We start from the raw sequence: 17,623 nt of genomic DNA, 5'->3' as shown, positions 1-17,623 counted from the left end.
GCGTGCTGGATACTCTGGTCATAGTTCTGTGGCGGTTAAAGTGACGATTGATACCAAGGCGCTGGCGGAGGCATGCGCCCGGTTCGGTGTTGCTCGATTGCGTGTTTTCGGGTCGGTACTTACCGATCATTTCGATCCCCATACCAGCGACATTGACTTTCTTGTTGATTTCCAAGCGGGTCGTAATGATCGATTTGCTGATTTCTTCGGTCTGCAGGATGAGTTGACGAGGATCTTCGGCAGGAAGATTGACCTGGTCGTTGCAGAGTCGGTCAAGAATCCTTACTTCAAGTCCTCGGTGCTGAGGGGTGCTGAGGATGTCTATGCGGCATGAGTCCTATGCTCACATCTGGGATGCTCTTCAGGCGGTGCGAGCCCTGCGACGACTCGTGTAGTGATGCTTGAGACGATCTTGGCTGAGATGCTCCGGGATACTCATTGGCCTGAGTGACGGCGCCGAAGGCCTACCCGAGCCCGACCTCGGCGGGTACTTGTTTCGGCAGCGTGATGCTCTCTCGCACTCGGTGAGCTGAGCTGTCGCAGATTGAGCGTGTGTGGACTGGTCAGGCGTGTCAGGGAGTCCCGCTGGACGTGGCCGTTCTGTTCAAGACGGGATGTCGTAGGCGGCATACGGTGTCGCTATGGCACTACGACTTGGATTCATCGGCATCGTGACTCGCAATATGTCCGCCTCACTCACCTTCTACCGTCTGCTTGGAGCGGCCGTTCCTGAAAGGAGCGACGAGCCGCATGTCGATACCAGTCTCGAAGACGGCACCGTTCTGGCGTGGGACACCATCGACCTCATTCGTAGTCTCGACCCTGGTTACGAGTTGCCCTCGGGAGGTCACCGCATCGCCCTGGCCTTTGACCAGGGGACGGTGAACGCCGTGGACGCCACCTACGCCAGGCTCACCGGAGCAGGATACGAAGGCCGCACCGAGCCGTGGGATGCCCCCTGGGGGCAGCGCTACGCCACGGTGCTCGATCCCGATGGCAATAGCGTCGACCTCTTCGCGGCCTTGGAGAACTGAGCCGGCGTCACCCCGACCAAGTGCGCGAACTCGCGGGTCAGATGCGGCTGATCCGCATAACCCGTCATCGCTGAGACGTGGGCCGGCGAAAGTCCCCGCTGGAGAAGTGAGCGTGCTTGGAATACTCGCTCAATGCGTGCCAGAGTGGTGTACCCGTAGCCGAAGGCCTCCAGCATTCGTCTGCGCAGCGTGCGCTCCGGCCAGTCCAGAGCTCGGGCGACCTCTCGCGCTGGCGCTCCGGTCCGGGCGAGTCGGTGCGTCGTCGCCACCCACGGCTCCACCTGGTCGACAAGCAGCTCAGAGAGCACGAGGTCTGGTCGGGAAGCGTTGCTCGCTCGCATCATCAGGTCGTACAGGACAGCCGCCTCCGATCCCAACGCGGTGCGCAGCTCCACTACTCGGTTTCTCAACTCGCTGAGTGCCACGGGCAGGACCCTGCGAGCGGTGCCCGCTTCCAGCCTCACACCGACGGTGGGGTCAGCGTCGTCGGCAGGAGCGTGGATGACACGAGTCTGCGGGCCGCACAGGAGCACCTGCTCGCTGCGGACAATGAGGTCGACGCATCCGTCAGCGGGAATGATGGCGGCGCTGCCACCCACCGATCGCCAGAGCGTGCGCTGCTCACTGAGGACCATCTCGGAGTACACCTCTCTATCGTGGAGCCCAGAGCGATGCGAGTCCAGGGACCTGTCGAGGATAGATCGTCAGAGTGGATCCGGCGCTGTACATATACGCGCCTGGGGAATGTATGAACGAGGTCAGAAGTTGTCGCCGTCCCTGGTCGATAGCCGCTCCGCCGACTCGTGAATCACCTCGGTGGCGTCCTCCAGGAACTCAATGAGCTGATCGACCCGGCTCTCGGGCCAGCCCTCCACCAGGGCGACCAGTCTCCGGTTGGCGGGCAGGAATACCTCGGCAAGGCGATCAACGCCTATGGCATGGATGGTGAATGAGCGCAGGTCCGTCTCACTGGGACGACGTTCGACCCAACCGTCGCGGGTGAGCCGGCGTAGCACGCTCGTCATCGTTGTCGTCCCCATCCGGGTTCTGCGGGCGAGGGCAGTGGGGGTCTGCGGACCCTCACGGTGCAGGATGTCGAGTACAGCCAGATCGCTGTCGTTGAGCCCGGTTTGCGCCGCTACAGCGCGGTTGCTGGCGGCGAGCTCGCTGTTCATAGCACGCAACGCCCGGATGAGACGCTGATCATGAGTCCGTCTGCTCAAGCGATCCTCCTGATCCGGTTGACCGTGGATGGGTGTCAGGATAGATCGACGGCGAGCTTGCCGCGGACGTGGCCCTTTGCCAGCTCGGTATAGGCGGCGCGAACCTGCTCCAATGTGAATGGGTACGTGCGAGCGATGTCGACCTTGATGATGTCGTCCGCCACCAGTTGTGCTACTTCCTCAAGGTCGATGCGTCCACTGCTGTGTCGTGAGCCGGTGAACTGCGCTCCCCTGAGTATCGCCGTGGGTGAGGGAACCAGGGTGCCGATGGAACGGCCCGTCAGCCCGAGATCGCGGCCAAGTTTTACGTAGCCGCCGCCGTAGCAGTCCAGGAGTTTGGTGATAGGTGACGGAGCCGCCTCGCAAACCCGACTTGTCAGGTTCTCACCATAGGTGACTGGAATGATGCCCAAGGAGCGGAGATATTCGGTATTGCGGGCGCCGGCAATTCCGATCACGGTGGCACCCCGGCTCAAAGCGAGCTGAGCGGCAATCGAGCCCACGCCGCCTGCGGCGGCACTGATGACAATGACATCGCCCTCGTGCAGGTTCAGCTGTCTGAATGCGCCGCACGCGGTTTGCGAGGCAACACCCAGACAGGCCGCCTGCGTGAATGACAACGGGGCTGGCTTCTTGACGACATCGCCGGTGGGTGCCACCAACTCGGTGGTGAACGCTCCGCGGGTGTCGGCCTGGCCGGGGGCGCTTCGCAAGGTACCCAGCACGGCGTCGCCCACGGCGAGGTCCGTGACGTTGGTACCGACTGCGTCGATGACTCCCGCGAAGTCTCGGGCCACGCCCCTGGGGAAACGGGAGGATGCGCCCTCGAGCCACCGTCGAGGGTGAATGAGGCGTTGAACCCGTTCGACAGGTCGCAGGTCGCCTTCGAAGGTCTTGAAATCGAGAGGGTTGAGCCCGACGGCGCGCACCGCGATGCGTACCTCTCCGTCGCCCGGTGCCTGCGTCGGGCGCTCGACTTCCTCCAGGACCTCTGGTCCGCCGAATCTCCGGTACTCGATCGCCCGACCCATGGTTACCTCCTCTGACTCGCTCGACAGTGAGATGCTGTGCTCACCTTGAACTACTACGTGGAACGAATAGTACGAGATTCGTACTAGTTTAGACAAGGAGGCATCTCTGGATGAGTTCTGTGGGCTCTTCAAGGAGAGGGATGCGGTCAGTCGTGACTTTGCCGTTTGCGCCCAGGGATGCGGCGCCACTGCGCCCAGTGCTCACTGTCCGACAGTGTCGTCAATGCCAGCAACGCATCCTTTGTCGGCGAGCCCGAGTGCATCCAGGATGATGTCGCTCGTTTTAGCCGTTGACCATGAGCGCGAGTTTCGAATCTGGTTGGACACGGGCGGCTCCCTAGGTGCCCGCTCGGGGTCCGGCGCGGCTGGAGTGGTCTCCTGCTTAAGGTGAGGGCTCCTCTCCGGCGGCTTGCCGGTAGCGGCGTGATGCGTCAGTAAGCCTGCTGATCAGCGTCCCCAGGGTCTTCAGGTTCTTCTCTCCGATCTCCTGGCCGACGGTGTCGGCCCAGGCGTGCTGCTCCGCGGTGAGTGCCGTGATCGCTCGCCCCGACGCGCGATCTCGGCAACCGGCAGCGGTTCCTCCAGGACGGCGCCCAGCACCTGCCACCGGGCCGGGGTCAGCTCATGCGGGGCCGTGATCAGCGCAGCCGCCTCCAGGAGCTCCCCGTTGAGTGCGAAGGCGGGAAGGACCAGGGCAGTGAGGGCGTCCCCCTCAGGCGTTCTGCCAGGCGCTGGTCGCCTCCATGAGCGCCATGTAGTCCTTCTCCCGGCCGTTGAGGAAGACCTGCTCCCAGGAGTCGGCCATCGCGTCAGGCACAAGCCCAGTGATCCGCATGACCTCCGCAGTGAAGGGGACCGCGTGGATGCCTGAGGCGGTGGTGACGCCCCGGTCGGTCACCACCGACGCTTCCATGTAGTGCACGCCACCGCAGTATCCACTGGCCTCCAGGTACGAGGCGGCGTTCGAGGTGTGGCGGCGGTCGTCCAGGAAGCCGCCGCGGGCCAGCAGGAGCGTGGCACCGCAGATCGCCGCCACCGGAACCGAGCTGTCCACGAGGCGGCCGACCGCCTCGATGAGCCGCTCGTGCCCGGCCGCGTAGTGGTCCCCTCCAGGGATGACGAGGGCTGTGAGCGAGCCGTCGTCGGCCAGTGCATCCAGCGCGTCGAGGTCGGCCTCCGGCGCCAGTGGCAGGTTCCCGAGCGTGCGCACCGGCTCCATCCCGTCGCCCACGAGCAGCAGCCGAAAGCGCCCGGGCTTGAGCTGTTCCGCACCAGCGATCTGAGTGGTGAGGTAGGCATACTCCCAGTCCGCCATGGTCTCGGTCGTGTACAGGGCAATGGTGCGCATCTTGATTCCTTTCTCAGCGGTGTCCTCAACCTGTTCACAACGTACTGTGAAGTCCGGCGGTGTGCCGTCGATGCGTGGGCGGGGAAATCGAAACGTGTCGGCGCCCTGGCCTAGGCTTGGCCTCACGATGAACGCGATGAACTCCCTCTTCGGCGCCCTGCCCATGCCCGGCTCCGGCGGTGCGGCCATGCCGCCGCCCGAGGCCGCGCTGCCCGCCCTCGTTCCCAGTGGAGGCTCGTTCGATGACGACTCCTGGGCCGACGTCGAGGCCCCGGAGGAGGACTGGGGCCCCGAGGACGCCCCACCGCCCGAGGATGAGTCCGCCGCAGCCCCCACCTGGGAGGAGCGTCAGGACGAGGTCTCCGCCCTGGTCGCCCGCGCCCAGGCCAATGCCGCCGCGGCCCGCGCCCGAGCCGACGGCGCCGCACCGTCGGGCCACGTCTCCGGCCCCGCCTGGGGGGTGACGGTCTCAGACCCGGCCGAGCTGCTCTCCGGCCTCAACCCCGCCCAGGAGGCCGCCGTCACCCACGCCGGCGCGCCGCTGCTCATCATCGCCGGTGCGGGCTCGGGCAAGACCCGGGTCCTCACCCACCGCATCGCCCACCTCATCGCCACCGGCCGCGCCCGCCCCGGAGAGATCCTGGCCATCACCTTCACCAATAAGGCCGCCGCCGAGATGCGTGAGCGCGTCACCGCCCTGGTCGGGCCCGCCGGCGAGCGCATGTGGGTCTCCACCTTCCACTCCGCCTGCGTGCGCATCCTGCGCCGCGAGCACGAGGCCGCCGGCCTGCGCTCCACCTTCTCCATCTACGACGCCGCCGACTCCACCCGCCTCATCACCCTCATCGTGCGCGAGCTGGGCATCGACCCCAAGCGCTTCACCCCCAAGACCTTCGCCCACCGCATCTCCGACCTCAAGAACGAGCTCATCACCCCGGCCCAGTTCGCCGAGCGCGCCGTCACCTCCAACCCCCTCGAGCGTCACCTCGCCGAGGTCTACCGCGCCTACGCCGAGCGCCTGAGCGCCGCCAACGCCCTGGACTTCGACGACATCATCATGCGCACCGTCGCCCTGCTCCAGACCCGACCGGCCGTGGCCGAGATGTACCGGCGCCGCTTCCGTCACATCCTGGTCGACGAGTACCAGGACACCAACCACGCCCAGTACGTCCTCGTGCGCGAGCTCGTCGGCGGCTCCGGCACCTCCGGGGCGGGCTCGGCCCTGCCCCCGGGAGAGCTCACCGTCGTCGGCGACTCCGACCAGTCCATCTATGCCTTTCGCGGTGCCACCATCCGCAACATCGAGGAGTTCGAGGAGGACTACCCCTCGGCGCGCACCATCCTGCTGGAGCAGAACTACCGCTCCACCCAGAACATCCTCTCGGCCGCCAACGCCGTCATCTCCCGCAACAGCGGCCGGCGCGAGAAGAACCTGTGGACCGCCGCCGGCGACGGCGCCCCCATCACCGGCTATGTCGCCGACTCCGAGCACGACGAGGCCCGCTGGATCAGCCAGGAGGTCGACCGCCTGGCCGACGAGCACGGCGTGCGCCCCCGCGACATCGCCGTCTTCTACCGCACCAACGCCCAGTCCCGCGCCCTCGAAGAGGCCTTCATGCGCGCCGGCCAGCCCTACAAGGTCATCGGCGGCACCCGCTTCTACGACCGCCGCGAGATCAAGGACGCCATCGCCTACCTGCGCGCCGTCGACAACCCCGACGACGACGTCAACCTGCGCCGTATCCTCAACGTCCCCAAACGCGGCCTGGGGGACAAGGCCGAGGGCGCCCTGGCCGAGCACGCCGCCCGCTATGCCGTCTCCTTCGGGCAGGCCGTCGCCGACGCCGCCGGAGCCCCCCGCGAGGCGCGGGCTGGTGAGCCGGGCGAGGCCATGGGCGCTGACAGCGCAGACGGGCAGGCCCCTTCTACCGCAGAGGCCGGCGAGCCGCCCGAGGTCGAGGGCCTGACCACCCGAGCCCGCAACCAGGTGCGCGGCTTCCACGAGCTGCTCACCACCCTGCGCCACATGGTCGCCGCCGGTGACGGCGTCGCCGACGTCCTCGACTCCGCCCTGGACGCCTCCGGCTACCTCGCCGAGCTGCGCGCCAGTGACGACCCTCAGGACGCCACCCGCGTGGAGAACCTCGCCGAGCTCCACTCCGTGGCCAGCGACTTCCAGGCCGCCAATCCCGACGGCACCCTGGCCGACTTCCTCGAACGCGTCTCGCTCGTGGCCGACTCCGACCAGCTCCCGCCCAGCGCCGACCTGGAGGACGAGGACGCCCGGCAGGCCGAGGAACAGGGCCAGATCACCCTCATGACCGTCCACACCGCCAAGGGCCTGGAGTTCCCGGTCGTCTTCGTCACCGGTATGGAGGACGGCACCTTCCCCCACACCCGATCCCTGGCCGAGGAGACCGAGCTCGCCGAGGAACGGCGCCTGGCCTACGTGGCCCTGACCCGAGCCCGCGAGCGCCTCTACCTCACCCGCGCCGCCGTGCGCTCGGCCTGGGGTGCCGCCAACGCCATGCCCGCCTCCCGCTTCCTCGACGACGTGCCGGACGAGACCATCGACTGGAAGCGCCTGGCCTCCTCCATGGAGGCTCTGCGCGGTGGCGGCACCGGCTGGGGCAGCAGCTGGGGCGAGGGCGGTTTCGGCTCGGGCGGGCGGCGCTCAGGCGGCTCCCGGCAGAGCAGCACCTACTCCGACGACGATGACTTCGCCCCACCCGTGGGCGCAGGCACCAAGCGCTCGGGCAAGCTGGGGCGCGTGGAGACCGCCCAGGACCGGGCCGCCAAGCGCGCCTCCGCCCGCCTCGAGGCCCGCGGCAAGCAGAGCGCCCCCTCATCGGCCGGCGGAGCCGCCTCGGAGGACCTGCCCGCAGCCGTCGCCGGGCTGAGGACCGGCGACCAGGTGCGCCACGACTCCTACGGGGTGGGCACCGTCGTCGGCCTGGAGGGCAAGGGGCGATCCCTGACCGCCCGCGTCGAGTTCGTCATCGACGGTGCGCCCACCACCAAGCGCCTCATCCTGCGCTACGCACCCGTGACCAAGATCTGACGGCTCACTCTCCCACGGTGAGGGGATCCGCGCTGAAGGCAGGAGGAGGGCCGGCTCCTCCTGGCGGGGGAGGTGTGGCTATCGGCAAGTAGGAAACACTGAGGTCATGAACAGCCTGGCCTCCTCTCCGGCGTCATCAGCAGAGCACCGGACTCCTCGCCTCCTGGACCGGCTCATCCCGGTCAGTCCCCAGTGGCGCATCCCTCCGCGAAAGGCGGAGCGCCTCGGTTGGCTCCAGCTTCTGCTTGGCGTCCTGGTCGTCTTCGGCGTTCAGGTCTTCGCCGCGATTCTCGCAGTGATGACCGGATTCGCGCGTCTTACGGCCAACGGTCGTGTGGAGTCTCTGCCGGACGCCATATTCGTCATGGCTATCGCTGGTGCACCGCTGGCCCTGCTCGGGTACTGGCTGCTGGTGCGTCTCATCGGCAGAAGACCCGTCATCGAGCTCGGAGGACGCGGGGCGGCGCTGCGCGAGTTCTCGGTCGGCCTCGCCATAGGTGCGCTGCTCATGTGCGCCATCATTGCGATCTTGGCCCTGATCGGCTCCTACCATGTGGTGGACATCGGCTGGAGCACCGGAGTCCTCGCCGGTCTGGGAGCCGGAGTCCTTGCCGGATTCACCGAGGAGATCCTGTTTCGGGGGATCCTGCTGCGCCTCATCGAGGGGTGGTTGGGAACCTGGTGGGCGCTGGCCATCACCTCGTTTCTCTTTGGAATCTCTCACCTGGGCAATGCTCACGCGACGGTCTTCGGTGCAGTGGCGATCGCACTGGAGGCGGGCATCCTGCTGGGAGCGTGCTACCTGCTCACCCGGCGCCTGTGGATGGTGATCGGGGTGCACATCGCCTGGAACTTCGTCCAGGGCGGCATCTTCGGCTCCGACATCTCCGGCATCGGAACAGGACGCGGACTCATCGAGGCCCGCTTCACCGGCCCGGATCTGCTCACTGGCGGAGCCATGGGTATTGAGGCCTCCATCGTCGCGATCATCGTGTGCACGGCAGCCGGGTTGGCCGTGCTGGTCGAGGTCCACCGGCGCGGGCTCATCGTCCCGCCGTACTGGCGCCGCCCTGAACTGAGGGACGCCGCCGTCGATGAGCGCAGTGACGAGTGGCCACCCGTCCGGGTCAGGGCCGAGTCATGAGCGGGCGGGCACCAGGCGTACGGCACGCCGTTCGGCCCGGAAGTCGTTGACGGGAGCGTCGGAGGCGTAGCCCAGGGCGAAGCCCGTGATGAGACGGTAGTCCGACGGCGCCTCGAACTCGACGTCGAAAGGGCGGCGCCAGGTGGCCAGGACCCCCAGGGGGCAGGAGTCGACGCCGTGGGCCTTGGCGGACAGGAACAGGGTCTGAAGCATGATCCCGGCGTCGAGCGCGGCGAAGGGCATGAGGCCCTTGTGGACCAGGACGAAACCGATGACCGGTGCGCCGAAGGCCTCACAGTTGCGGCGGGCGGCTGCATCACGGGCCTCACGGTCCTTGCGGGCGATGCCCATGTGCGCGTACAGCCGGCCGCCGACCGCCTGGGAGTGGGGCAGCAGGTCCGGTGGGTAGGGAGCCCAGGTCCGGTAGTCGCCGTCGGGAGCCTTGCCGCTCAGGACCAGGCGGGCCATGGCGCCGGGCTCCTTGTGCTGGAAGGGCAGTGTGACATCGAACTCGGCAATGTAGGCCGCGCGCAGGCGGTCCGCCCGCTCACCGGTGGCCAGCGCCACCATGAAGGGCCGTGTGTTCGACCAGCTCGGTGCCTGACGGGCATCGTCAAGGATCGCGTCGAGGACCTGGCTCGGCACCGGGTCAGGCCGGAAGTCGCGCACAGAATGCCGGGCAGTGGCCAAGTCGGAGAAAGCTTCGGGGTTCATCGTGACGTCTCCTTAGACAGGTCATAGAGCCGGTTGATGGGGCCGATTGCGGCGCAACCTCAGTCTTGGGTGTGACGCGGCGTCGTATGCAAGCGTTACGACTGATGGCGGGGCCCGAAGGTGGAGTCGTCCAGCTGGCGCAGGACGCGGGCCGGGTTGCCCACCGCGAGGCTGCCGGCGGGAACATCCTTGGTGACCACTGATCCCGCGCCGATGACGCAGTTGTCCCCGATCGTCACACCGGGGCAGACGATGACCCCGCCGCCCAACCACACGTTGTCCCCGATCGTGATGGGGTCGGCCGCCTCCAGGGAGCAGGTGCGCGGCGTCGGCTCCAGAGGGTGGACCGGCGTGAGCAGCTGGACGTTCGGGCCGATCTGGCAGTGCGCACCGATACGGATCCGGGCGACGTCGAGGGCCACGAGCCCGTAGTTGACGAAGGTCCCCTCGCCCACGGTGATGTTGTCCCCGTAGTCCACGCGCACCGGTGGCAGCAGACAGGCCTTGTCACCCAGGTCCGGGATCGCCGAGCGCAGCAGGTCCCAGCAGTCCTCCTCGCCCTCGGCGAAGGCCCGCTCGAAGCGGTAGAGCATCTTGCGGGCGTGGGCGGCGATCCTGGCGTTGTCCGGGTCGTCGGAGACGTACCAGTCGCCGGCGAGCATGCGCTCGCGGTTGGTGCGCTCGTCCCCGACGAAATAGGGCTCGGCCTCCGGGAAGCGCGGGGTGGGACTCTCGCTCATGACCAACAGCCTAGCGGCGTCCCGATACGCCCGCCGGTCCGTTCGGGCCGACCCACCCGAACCGGCGCTCGGAGCCTGCTCAGGAGTGGGGAAGCACCTCGGCCACGGCCGCCCGCAGCGTCTCCGGCAGGCCCAGAGCCTCCAGCTCACCCAGCAGGGCGGTTCCGCTCAGGCCCCGCTGCACCGCGTCCCAGGCCTGATCCTTGGCCAGGTAGTCCACCCGCGCGGCATCCAGGATCGCGTGGACCTCGGCCCGCCAGTCGGCAGGGGACTGCTCCGTGCCGCGAAGGACCAGCTGGACGCCGTCGATGAGCTCCTGGCGGCTCAGCTCCTCCAGGTGCACCAGCGTCCCGGCCCCCAGGGTGAAGCCGTCACCACTGACCTCCTCGGTGGCCAGTCGGCGCGCCCGATCACCCACCCCCAGCCAGGCGCCGGCCACCTGGCCGGCCAGAAGCCGTACCGTCACCAGCCGCGAGGCCGGCACGACGTCGGCTGCCCCCTCCAGGCGGATGCGCAGCACCATGTCCCCGCCGTCCTCGTCCTCGGTATCCGGCCAGGTCAGCGTCATGTGAGTACGAGCGATGCGGTCCGGCCCGGGCTGAGCCGAGCCGTCGTCCTCCTCCAGGGTGAAGCTCCCCGAGCCCCCGGGCACGACGACGATCTCCAGCTCGTGCGGATTGTCCCCGGCCGCCTCCGTCAGGCTCCCGGCCAGAGGAATCACTGAGCCGGCCCGGGTCAGCACCGCGATCCGGTCCAACGGGCGGGACAGGCTCAGCATGCGCCCGCGCCCGCCGGTCGTGGCCTCATAGCGGCGCCCCGTGGGCAGGTCGTACCAGACGCCGTCGGGAAGCCAGGTCAGCTCCCGCCCCAGGCCGGTGGCCTCATCGAGTGGGGAGGTGAAGGGAACCACCAGCAGATCCCCGAAGCAGAAGCTGCCTCGGTGCTCGTAGGCGGCCAGCTCTTGCGGGTGATCGTGGTAGACCGGGCGCACCGGCCCGACGCCCTCACTGACCGAGCGGCGCGCCCACGTGTACAGGTAGGGCACCAGCCGGTGACGCAGCCGCAGGTGCGCCTCCATCGTGGCGCGAGCGTCACGCGAGTAGCGCCAGGGCTCCTTGGAGGTGAAGCCCGAGTTCGACGAGTGCAGGCGGTTGATGGGGGAGAAGCAGCCCAGCTGGAACCAACGGGCCGCCATCGTGTCGTCGCTCCCGCCCATCATGTGCCCGCCGATATCGTTGGACCACCAGAAGTAACCGATGTTGGCGGCCGTGGCCGTGAAGCGCGGCTGAAAGCGCAGAGAGTCCCAGCTGATGATCGTGTCCCCGGAGAAGCCCACCGGGGTGCGGTGGCTCGAGGCATCGGCGAAGCGCGAGAAGGTCACCGGGCGGCGCCGCTCCACGCCGCCGTCCGCCGCCGGGCGCTCGCGGCCCGAGTCGAGGTAGTGGACGTGATTGAGCATCCACAGCGGGTCCAGACCGGGAACCGTCGTGGAGCCGCCCTGCTGCCAGTCCAGCCACCAGAAGTCCACGCCCTCGTCCTCCAGGGGGTGGTGGAGGCGCGAGAGATAGGAGCCCACGAAGTCACGGTCGGCGATGTTGAAGGGCACGTCCTCCCCGGTGCTCGCATCCAGGCCCAGGTCGGAGCAGACCTCCTCATAGGCCTCCTCATGGCGCCGCACCCCCTGGGCCGGGTGCACGTTGAGCGTGGTGAGCATGCCCCGCTCGTGCAGGCCGGCCAGGAACGCCCGCGGGTCGGGGAACAGCTCCCGGTTCCAGGTGTAGCCGGTCCACCCCGTGCCGATCGCCGGGTCGATGTCGGTCACGTGCCAGTCCATGTCGACGACGGCCACGGAGAAGGGCAGCTCCTCGGTGGTGAAACGGTCCATGAGCGCCAGGTACTCCTGGTCGCTGTAGGGGTGGTAGCGGCTCCACCAGTTGCCCAGCAGCGCCCGCGGGATGAGGGGGCTCGGCCCGGTGAGGCGGAAGAAGTCCCGCAGCGCCTCCTGGTAGTCCTGGCCGTAGCCGAAGATGTAGAGGTCCTGCGCCCCATCGGCCATGCGGTTGCCGGGCTCGCGGGGCTGGACCCACTCGTCCTGGGTGAGCAGCAGCGAGGCCGAGTCATCCAGGGCGGTGATGCCGTTCAGACTCAGCAGTCCCGGGCTGAGGGAGACGGCGCCGTCGGCCTCATCGAGGGTGCGGGTGGTGCCGCCCAGGTTCGTCGGGAAGGTCTCGTCGGGGTCCCACACGTCGCCGTGGTGCCAGGTGCCGCCGTGGGCGTGGAGCGCCGTCGAGCGCAGCCTGACGTTGAGCCCGGAAGGGGAGAATCCCAGGGAGGGCACATGGGTCAGGTGCAGGTGCTCGGTGATGATCTCCAGATGGTCCTCGCCGCGCACCACCCGGAACGACGGCATCTCACCCAGGTCGCGGCTGACGACCAGCTGGGTGGCGGCGTCGGTGAAGACACCCGTGGGGGAGAGCTCCATGCGGATGAGCCGAGAGGTGAGCACCGTGAACCGGTAGTGGGACTCCTCCGATGAGGTTCCGACGATGACCGCCTCAGGGCGGGCGGCGGCCGGACGCGGAGTATCGGGGGCATCGCAGAGAGGGGAAACCAAGGGGCGGCCTTTCACAGCAGGGGTCGTCGCAGGGAGCGGCGGAAGAGGCGGCGCCCTGGCCGAGGTGCGAGAACTCATCATAATCGGCCCTGGTCTCAGGCGTGTTTTGACACAATCGGTACCGGCCCGTAAGGCCCCGTCGGCCCTGCCAGGGCAGCAGGGGCATACCCTCAAGCACCCTGTCCGCCCCCACTTCCCCTTATCTCTCCTGGCCGGTAGGAAGGAAATCGCCCGTGACCTCTCCCGCACCCCTGGTTGTCTCAGCCCACCACGTCGGCGAGGACCCGGACTGGTGGCGCCGCGCCGTCGTCTACCAGGTCTACCCCCGCTCCTTCGCCGACTCCGACGGTGACGGGATCGGCGACATCCCCGGCCTGACCAGCCGCCTGGACCACCTCGACGAGCTCGGGGTCGACGTCGTGTGGCTCAGCCCCGTCTACCGCTCCCCTCAGGATGACAACGGCTACGACATCTCCGACTACCAGGACATCGACCCCCTCTTCGGCTCCCTGACCGACCTCGATACCCTCATCGAGGGGCTCCACGCCCGCGGTATGCGCCTGGTCATGGACCTCGTCGTCAACCACACCAGCGACGAGCACCCCTGGTTCACCGCCAGCCGCTCCTCGACGCAGGACCCCAAGCGCGACTGGTACATCTGGCGACCCGCCCGGCAGGTCGACGGGCTCGCCCCCGGGCAGCCGGGCACCGAGCCCACCAACTGGGGATCGGCCTTCTCCGGGTCGGCCTGGGCCTGGGACGAGGACACCCAGGAGTTCTACCTGCACCTCTTCTCACCCAAGCAGCCCGACCTCAACTGGGAGAACCCCGAGGTTCGCCGCGCCATCCACGAGATGATGAGCTGGTGGCTGGACCGCGGTGTCGACGGCTTCCGCATGGACGTCATCAACCTCATCTCCAAGACCTACCCGCTCACCGACGCGCCCCAGGGCGAGGGCGACCTCTACGGCAACGCCTTCGCCGCGGTGGCCAACGGGCCACGCATCCACGAGTTCCTCCACGAGATGAACCAGCAGGTCCTCGCACCCCGGCCCGGCCACGTCCTCACCGTTGGCGAGATGCCCGGGGCCACGCGAAGCGAGGCCGCCCTCTACACCGACCCCGCCCGAGGCGAGCTCGACATGGTCTTCCAGTTCGAGCACGTCTGCCTCACCGACGGGCCCGGAGGCAAGTTCGATCCGCAGTCCCTCAACCTGGTCGTCCTCAAGAAGAACCTCGCCGACTGGCAGGCGGCCCTCGCCCCCGTCACAGACTCCTCCGGCGTCGTGAGCGTGGAGAAGGGATGGAACTCCGCCTACTGGGACAACCACGACCAGCCCCGCGCCGTCTCCCGCTTCGGCGACGACGACCCCGCCTGGCGCGTCCGTTCGGCCAAGACCCTCGCCACGATCCTCCACACCCACCGCGGCACCCCCTACGTCTACCAGGGCGAGGAGCTCGGCATGGCCAACACGGTCTTCCGTGGAATCGAGGACTACCGGGACCTGGAGTCCATCAACCACTTCCACGAGCGCGTGCGCGCCGGCGACGACCCGGCCGCCGTCCTGACTCGTCTGGCCCCCGTCTCCCGGGACAACGCCCGCACCCCCGTCCACTGGGACAGCAGCGAGAAGGCCGGGTTCACCACCGGCGAGCCCTGGATCGCCCTGGCCCCCGACCACGGCACCGTCAACGCCGCCGCCCAGGTGGGAGTACCCGGCAGCGTCTTCGAGCACTACCGCCACCTCATCGCCCTGCGCCACGACGACGACGCCCTCGCCCTGGGCACCTTCCTGCTCCTGGCGGCCGACCACCCCACCGCCTGGGTCATCCTGCGTCAGTGGCGCGCCCCTGAGGCCCAGGGCGGCGGTATCGAGCAGCTGCTGCTCATCGCCCAGTGCGCCCGCGAGGACCTGCCCCTGACCGGGCAGGGCGGCCTGCTGACGGCGCTCGCGGCCGAGGGCCTGGAGCCAGGGGAGTGGAGCGGGGCCGAGCAGGTGCTGCGCGCCGCCGATCCGGACGTTCAGCCCGGCTCGACCCACGCGGGCCTGCCGGAGGCGCTACCGGGATGGGACTCGGTCCTGCTGCGCCGTCGTCGGTGAGTTCCCAGTCCTAGCGGGTGTCCTTCGCACCCTTGCCCGCGTTGACCTCGACGAGATCGTCACGATCAAGGACCGGGGCGCAGAGGTCCGCTTGTGCCGCAGCCAGGGGTGAGCCTGGTTGCTCCTGCTGTTCCACGACCAGGATCTCAATCCTCCAGTTCAGGACTAGTAGTCGCACTGGTGTGGTATTACGATTATGTAGTGCGAAAGTGAGGGGTGCGATTGGATGAGGTCATTGTTCACCCGCGTGTCCACGAGCGCCACCCCGAGGTGAGTGTCGAGGATGTGCTGTCCGCCTGGAAGCATGCGATCCGTTCTGCGCCTCGGGTGGACGACTCTCGCACATGGGTTTCAGTGGGAGTGGACGTCAAGGGGCGGTTGCTGGAGATGGTTGCTGTTCATAATGGGCGTGGAGACTGGCTTGTTTATCATGCTATGACGCCGCCCTCGAAAAAGACTCTCAAGGAACTATCTATCGACAGGAGGAGATCATGAACCGCGATCAGATGAACGCCGCCTTCGGGGTGACTGATGAGCAGCTTGATTCCTTGGCTGCCGACTATGAGGCAGGTGACTGGAAGGGGCGGCTTGGTCCTGTAGTGCAGGGTCGTCCTCGTTTGTACGAGGAAGAGATGAGGACTATTTCTTTCCGCATACCTGCTTCGCGTTTACAGGCCATCGATGCGCATGCTGAGCGTAACGGCAAGAGCCGGTCGGAGTTTCTTCGCCAAGCCATTGATGATGCCCTTCTCGCTGGTTAGAAGACTGGTGGTGGCACTCTTCTACGTCGGCCCAGGAGGAGGATGAGGGCGGCGACCGCGGCTGCGCCGGTGAGCAGGATCGCCGCGTTGAGCCACGAGATCTCGAAGTCGGGTAGGTTCTCGCTCTGAAGCTGGCCGATGAACAGGCCCAGCGCGTTTCCGCTGACGTGCAGGCCCAGGGCGAAGAACATCGACCGAAGCCGCACCACCGACCAGCCGGCGAGCAGCCCGAAGAGCACCTTGTGAAGGATCTGCCAGGCATAGCCCTTGAGGCTGGTGTCGGAGGTCAGCCAGGTCGGCAGGTGCAGGGCGGTGAAGGACGCCGTCGTCATCAGCACGGCGGCCGTTGCCCCGAAGCGCTCGTGTATCGGTGAGAACAGGGTGCGCCTGAGCGTGATCTCCTCGGGGATCGCGTTATACGCAATGCCGACTAAGACGGCGAAGGCCAGTGCGTGAAGCGCCGTGGAGGCGGTGATCTCCGGCTTCCACAGCGGGCCGGTGCCCGTCGGCCCCATCCAGGTGTGCAGGCCGCCAAAGGCGACTCCGCCCAGGGCGCCTGCGGCGAACAGGACGGTTCTGCTGCGGATGCCGCCGCCGGTCAGCAGGTCGCGCCAGCCGCGGCCGGCCAGCCCGAACCACAGGACGAGCCCGCCCATATGAAGAAGGACGAGCATGAGGATCCACGGCCCCTTCAGGAGCGCCAGGGCCGTGCCCAGCGCCGGCGCGCCGGCCAGCAGGGCGATGGCGGCAAGGGCGGTGCCCTCAGAGGCTGCGGGCCGTCCGGTCTCGAAGGTGTAGGCGTCAGCCGCGCTGGGCTGTAGCGCGTGACGGGGTGGTGCAGCGTCGTGGAGACGATCCATAGTGATTCCGATGGAGATGTGGCTGCCGGGTGCGATCCGCCCAGGAGTATATGTTCGCACGGTCGAATCAATGACCCTGACACGTCGCAGGCGGGTCCGGCTACCGACTCCGTGAGGTCCGCGACCAAGAGACCACGGTGCGCCGCCAGGTGGGGTTGGCCAGCAACGTGCCCGCCATGACGACGGTGAGCAGAGCCACCAGCGTCCAGGCCCCGGCGCGGGCCAGCTCCCAGGTGAAGACGATCCCGAAGACGGGGGCCCTCTGAGTGGTGGCAAGCACCGCACCCGCCCCTGCCAGTGCCAGGACCGGCACGCTGGCCTGCACCCCGCAGGCGTGGAGCGTGATCGCCAGGGCGGCTCCGGCGCTCGAGCCCGCGGCCAGGGAGGGGGCCAGCCGGCCGCCGGTGGCACCGGCTGCGAGCGTGAGACCGGTGAGGACCGGCTTGAGGGCCACGATGCCCACCAACAGGACTAGGCCCGCTCCCACAGGGCTGTTCGAGGTCCCGGGAAGGGCAGTACCCACAGCCATCTCCATGGCGTCGCGCCCATTGCCGACGATCGCCGGGACCCACAGGCTCACCAACCCGGTGACCAGTCCCGCCGTTCCGATTGCCGCCGGCAGCCACCGGGGGACGCGTACCCGGTGCGCCAGCATCCACGACCACAGTCGCCTCGCCCCCACGCCGAGGGCTGCGGCCACGGGCACGAGCAGGACCAGCCCGAGGACGGTCCCCGAAGACAGCCCCGGTGAGACGATCTCGAAGGTGGGGCGCCCGTGGGAGTGCAGCCAGGAGACGAGCGTGGCGATGAGGCACACCGGTACCGCGACGAGGGCACCGCGCCGTCGCATCCCGGAGACCATGACGAGCTCGACGGCGTAGGCCGCCCCTCCCAGCGGCGCGTTGTACATGGCCGCCAGCCCCGCCCCGGCGGCGGAGGCGATGAGGATCGCGCCCTCGCTCCTGCCGATCCCCAGGCGGGTGGCGAGCCT

The 17,623-nt window shown here is 68.0% G+C and carries 16 protein-coding genes; 6 read left to right on the top strand and 10 right to left on the bottom strand.

Annotation, left to right across the window (positions count from 1 at the left end; translation table 11 throughout):
* The first annotated feature begins 40 nt into the window (after window positions 1–40).
* Window positions 41–334, top strand: a complete 294-nt coding sequence (locus tag RIV12_RS06455; protein WP_003782358.1) for a nucleotidyltransferase family protein — start codon at window positions 41–43, stop codon at window positions 332–334.
* 307 nt (window positions 335–641) lie between these two features.
* Window positions 642–1,034 (top strand): VOC family protein, encoded by a 393-nt coding sequence (locus RIV12_RS06450; RefSeq protein WP_075376798.1) that lies wholly within the window; start codon window positions 642–644, stop codon window positions 1,032–1,034.
* Here the strand turns inward: RIV12_RS06450 and RIV12_RS06445 are convergent.
* From RIV12_RS06445 to RIV12_RS06430, 4 genes are all read right to left on the bottom strand, one after another.
* A complete protein-coding gene (locus RIV12_RS06445) occupies window positions 971–1,681 on the bottom strand; it encodes a helix-turn-helix transcriptional regulator (RefSeq protein WP_309322875.1) in 711 nt (236 codons plus the stop codon). The two genes, RIV12_RS06450 and RIV12_RS06445, sit on opposite strands and share 64 nt — an antisense overlap.
* A 111-nt stretch (window positions 1,682–1,792) precedes the next feature.
* Window positions 1,793–2,209, bottom strand: coding sequence for a MarR family winged helix-turn-helix transcriptional regulator (locus RIV12_RS06440; RefSeq protein WP_075376796.1), 417 nt, complete (start codon window positions 2,207–2,209; stop codon window positions 1,793–1,795).
* A gap of 83 nt (window positions 2,210–2,292) precedes the next feature.
* Window positions 2,293–3,288: an NADP-dependent oxidoreductase gene (locus tag RIV12_RS06435; RefSeq protein ID WP_309322874.1), complete on the bottom strand. Its 996-nt coding sequence runs from the start codon at window positions 3,286–3,288 to the stop codon at window positions 2,293–2,295.
* Window positions 3,289–4,000: 712 nt separating this feature from the next.
* Window positions 4,001–4,636, bottom strand: coding sequence for a DJ-1/PfpI family protein (locus RIV12_RS06430; protein ID WP_309322873.1), 636 nt, complete (start codon window positions 4,634–4,636; stop codon window positions 4,001–4,003).
* A gap of 127 nt (window positions 4,637–4,763) precedes the next feature.
* Here RIV12_RS06430 and RIV12_RS06425 point away from each other — a divergent pair, with 127 nt between their 5' ends.
* Window positions 4,764–7,697 carry a UvrD-helicase domain-containing protein gene (locus RIV12_RS06425; protein WP_309322872.1) on the top strand — a complete coding sequence of 978 codons (2,934 nt, stop codon included), beginning with the start codon at window positions 4,764–4,766 and terminating at the stop codon, window positions 7,695–7,697.
* Between the two features lie 106 nt (window positions 7,698–7,803).
* Window positions 7,804–8,841 (top strand): CPBP family intramembrane glutamic endopeptidase, encoded by a 1,038-nt coding sequence (locus tag RIV12_RS06420; protein ID WP_309322871.1) that lies wholly within the window; start codon window positions 7,804–7,806, stop codon window positions 8,839–8,841.
* Here RIV12_RS06420 and RIV12_RS06415 read toward each other — a convergent pair.
* The 3 genes from RIV12_RS06415 to RIV12_RS06405 form a co-directional block, all read right to left on the bottom strand.
* Window positions 8,836–9,555, bottom strand: a complete 720-nt coding sequence (locus tag RIV12_RS06415) for a nitroreductase (RefSeq protein ID WP_309322870.1) — start codon at window positions 9,553–9,555, stop codon at window positions 8,836–8,838. The two genes, RIV12_RS06420 and RIV12_RS06415, sit on opposite strands and share 6 nt — an antisense overlap.
* Before the next feature lie 95 nt (window positions 9,556–9,650).
* Window positions 9,651–10,295 (bottom strand): sugar O-acetyltransferase, encoded by a 645-nt coding sequence (locus RIV12_RS06410; RefSeq protein ID WP_309322869.1) that lies wholly within the window; start codon window positions 10,293–10,295, stop codon window positions 9,651–9,653.
* A 79-nt stretch (window positions 10,296–10,374) separates the two neighbouring features.
* Window positions 10,375–12,909 carry a glycoside hydrolase family 31 protein gene (locus RIV12_RS06405; protein ID WP_309322868.1) on the bottom strand — a complete coding sequence of 845 codons (2,535 nt, stop codon included), beginning with the start codon at window positions 12,907–12,909 and terminating at the stop codon, window positions 10,375–10,377.
* 233 nt (window positions 12,910–13,142) lie between these two features.
* Between RIV12_RS06405 and RIV12_RS06400 the strand changes: the two genes are divergently transcribed.
* Window positions 13,143–15,011, top strand: a complete 1,869-nt coding sequence (locus tag RIV12_RS06400) for an alpha-glucosidase (RefSeq protein WP_309322867.1) — start codon at window positions 13,143–13,145, stop codon at window positions 15,009–15,011.
* 10 nt (window positions 15,012–15,021) lie between these two features.
* Here the strand turns inward: RIV12_RS06400 and RIV12_RS06395 are convergent, their stop codons facing one another.
* The gene (locus RIV12_RS06395) at window positions 15,022–15,189 is read right to left on the bottom strand and encodes a hypothetical protein (RefSeq protein ID WP_309322866.1); all 168 of its coding nucleotides are present in this window, start codon (window positions 15,187–15,189) and stop codon (window positions 15,022–15,024) included.
* Between the two features lie 313 nt (window positions 15,190–15,502).
* Here RIV12_RS06395 and RIV12_RS06390 point away from each other — a divergent pair, with 313 nt between their 5' ends.
* A complete protein-coding gene (locus tag RIV12_RS06390; protein ID WP_003786792.1) occupies window positions 15,503–15,772 on the top strand; it encodes a ribbon-helix-helix domain-containing protein in 270 nt (89 codons plus the stop codon).
* Here RIV12_RS06390 and RIV12_RS06385 read toward each other — a convergent pair.
* On the bottom strand, window positions 15,769–16,632 hold the full coding sequence (locus tag RIV12_RS06385) for a CPBP family intramembrane glutamic endopeptidase (RefSeq protein WP_309322865.1): 864 nt from the start codon (window positions 16,630–16,632) through the stop codon (window positions 15,769–15,771). The genes RIV12_RS06390 and RIV12_RS06385 overlap by 4 nt on opposite strands.
* Window positions 16,633–16,732: 100 nt before the next feature.
* On the bottom strand, window positions 16,733–17,623 hold an 891-nt coding region (locus tag RIV12_RS06380; protein ID WP_309322864.1), incomplete at its 5' end, for a chloride channel protein.

This window comes from Actinomyces stomatis (assembly GCF_031292835.1).
Classification (GTDB): Bacteria; Actinomycetota; Actinomycetes; order Actinomycetales; family Actinomycetaceae; genus Actinomyces; species Actinomyces stomatis.
Note: the sequence above shows the minus strand (reverse complement) of the source record. Positions and strands in the feature narration are given on the sequence as shown.

What these genes read in the sequence shown, in the direction of transcription:
- RIV12_RS06450 (WP_075376798.1), top strand. Translation starts at nt 642, where the DNA reads ATGGCACTACGACTTGGATTCATCGGCATCGTGACTCGCAATATGTCC.
- RIV12_RS06440 (WP_075376796.1), bottom strand. Translation starts at nt 2,209, where the DNA reads ATGAACAGCGAGCTCGCCGCCAGCAACCGCGCTGTAGCGGCGCAAACC.
- RIV12_RS06435 (WP_309322874.1), bottom strand. Translation starts at nt 3,288, where the DNA reads ATGGGTCGGGCGATCGAGTACCGGAGATTCGGCGGACCAGAGGTCCTG.
- RIV12_RS06430 (WP_309322873.1), bottom strand. Translation starts at nt 4,636, where the DNA reads ATGCGCACCATTGCCCTGTACACGACCGAGACCATGGCGGACTGGGAG.
- RIV12_RS06425 (WP_309322872.1), top strand. Translation starts at nt 4,764, where the DNA reads ATGAACGCGATGAACTCCCTCTTCGGCGCCCTGCCCATGCCCGGCTCC.
- RIV12_RS06420 (WP_309322871.1), top strand. Translation starts at nt 7,804, where the DNA reads ATGAACAGCCTGGCCTCCTCTCCGGCGTCATCAGCAGAGCACCGGACT.
- RIV12_RS06415 (WP_309322870.1), bottom strand. Translation starts at nt 9,555, where the DNA reads ATGAACCCCGAAGCTTTCTCCGACTTGGCCACTGCCCGGCATTCTGTG.
- RIV12_RS06410 (WP_309322869.1), bottom strand. Translation starts at nt 10,295, where the DNA reads ATGAGCGAGAGTCCCACCCCGCGCTTCCCGGAGGCCGAGCCCTATTTC.
- RIV12_RS06390 (WP_003786792.1), top strand. Translation starts at nt 15,503, where the DNA reads ATGAACCGCGATCAGATGAACGCCGCCTTCGGGGTGACTGATGAGCAG.
- RIV12_RS06385 (WP_309322865.1), bottom strand. Translation starts at nt 16,632, where the DNA reads ATGGATCGTCTCCACGACGCTGCACCACCCCGTCACGCGCTACAGCCC.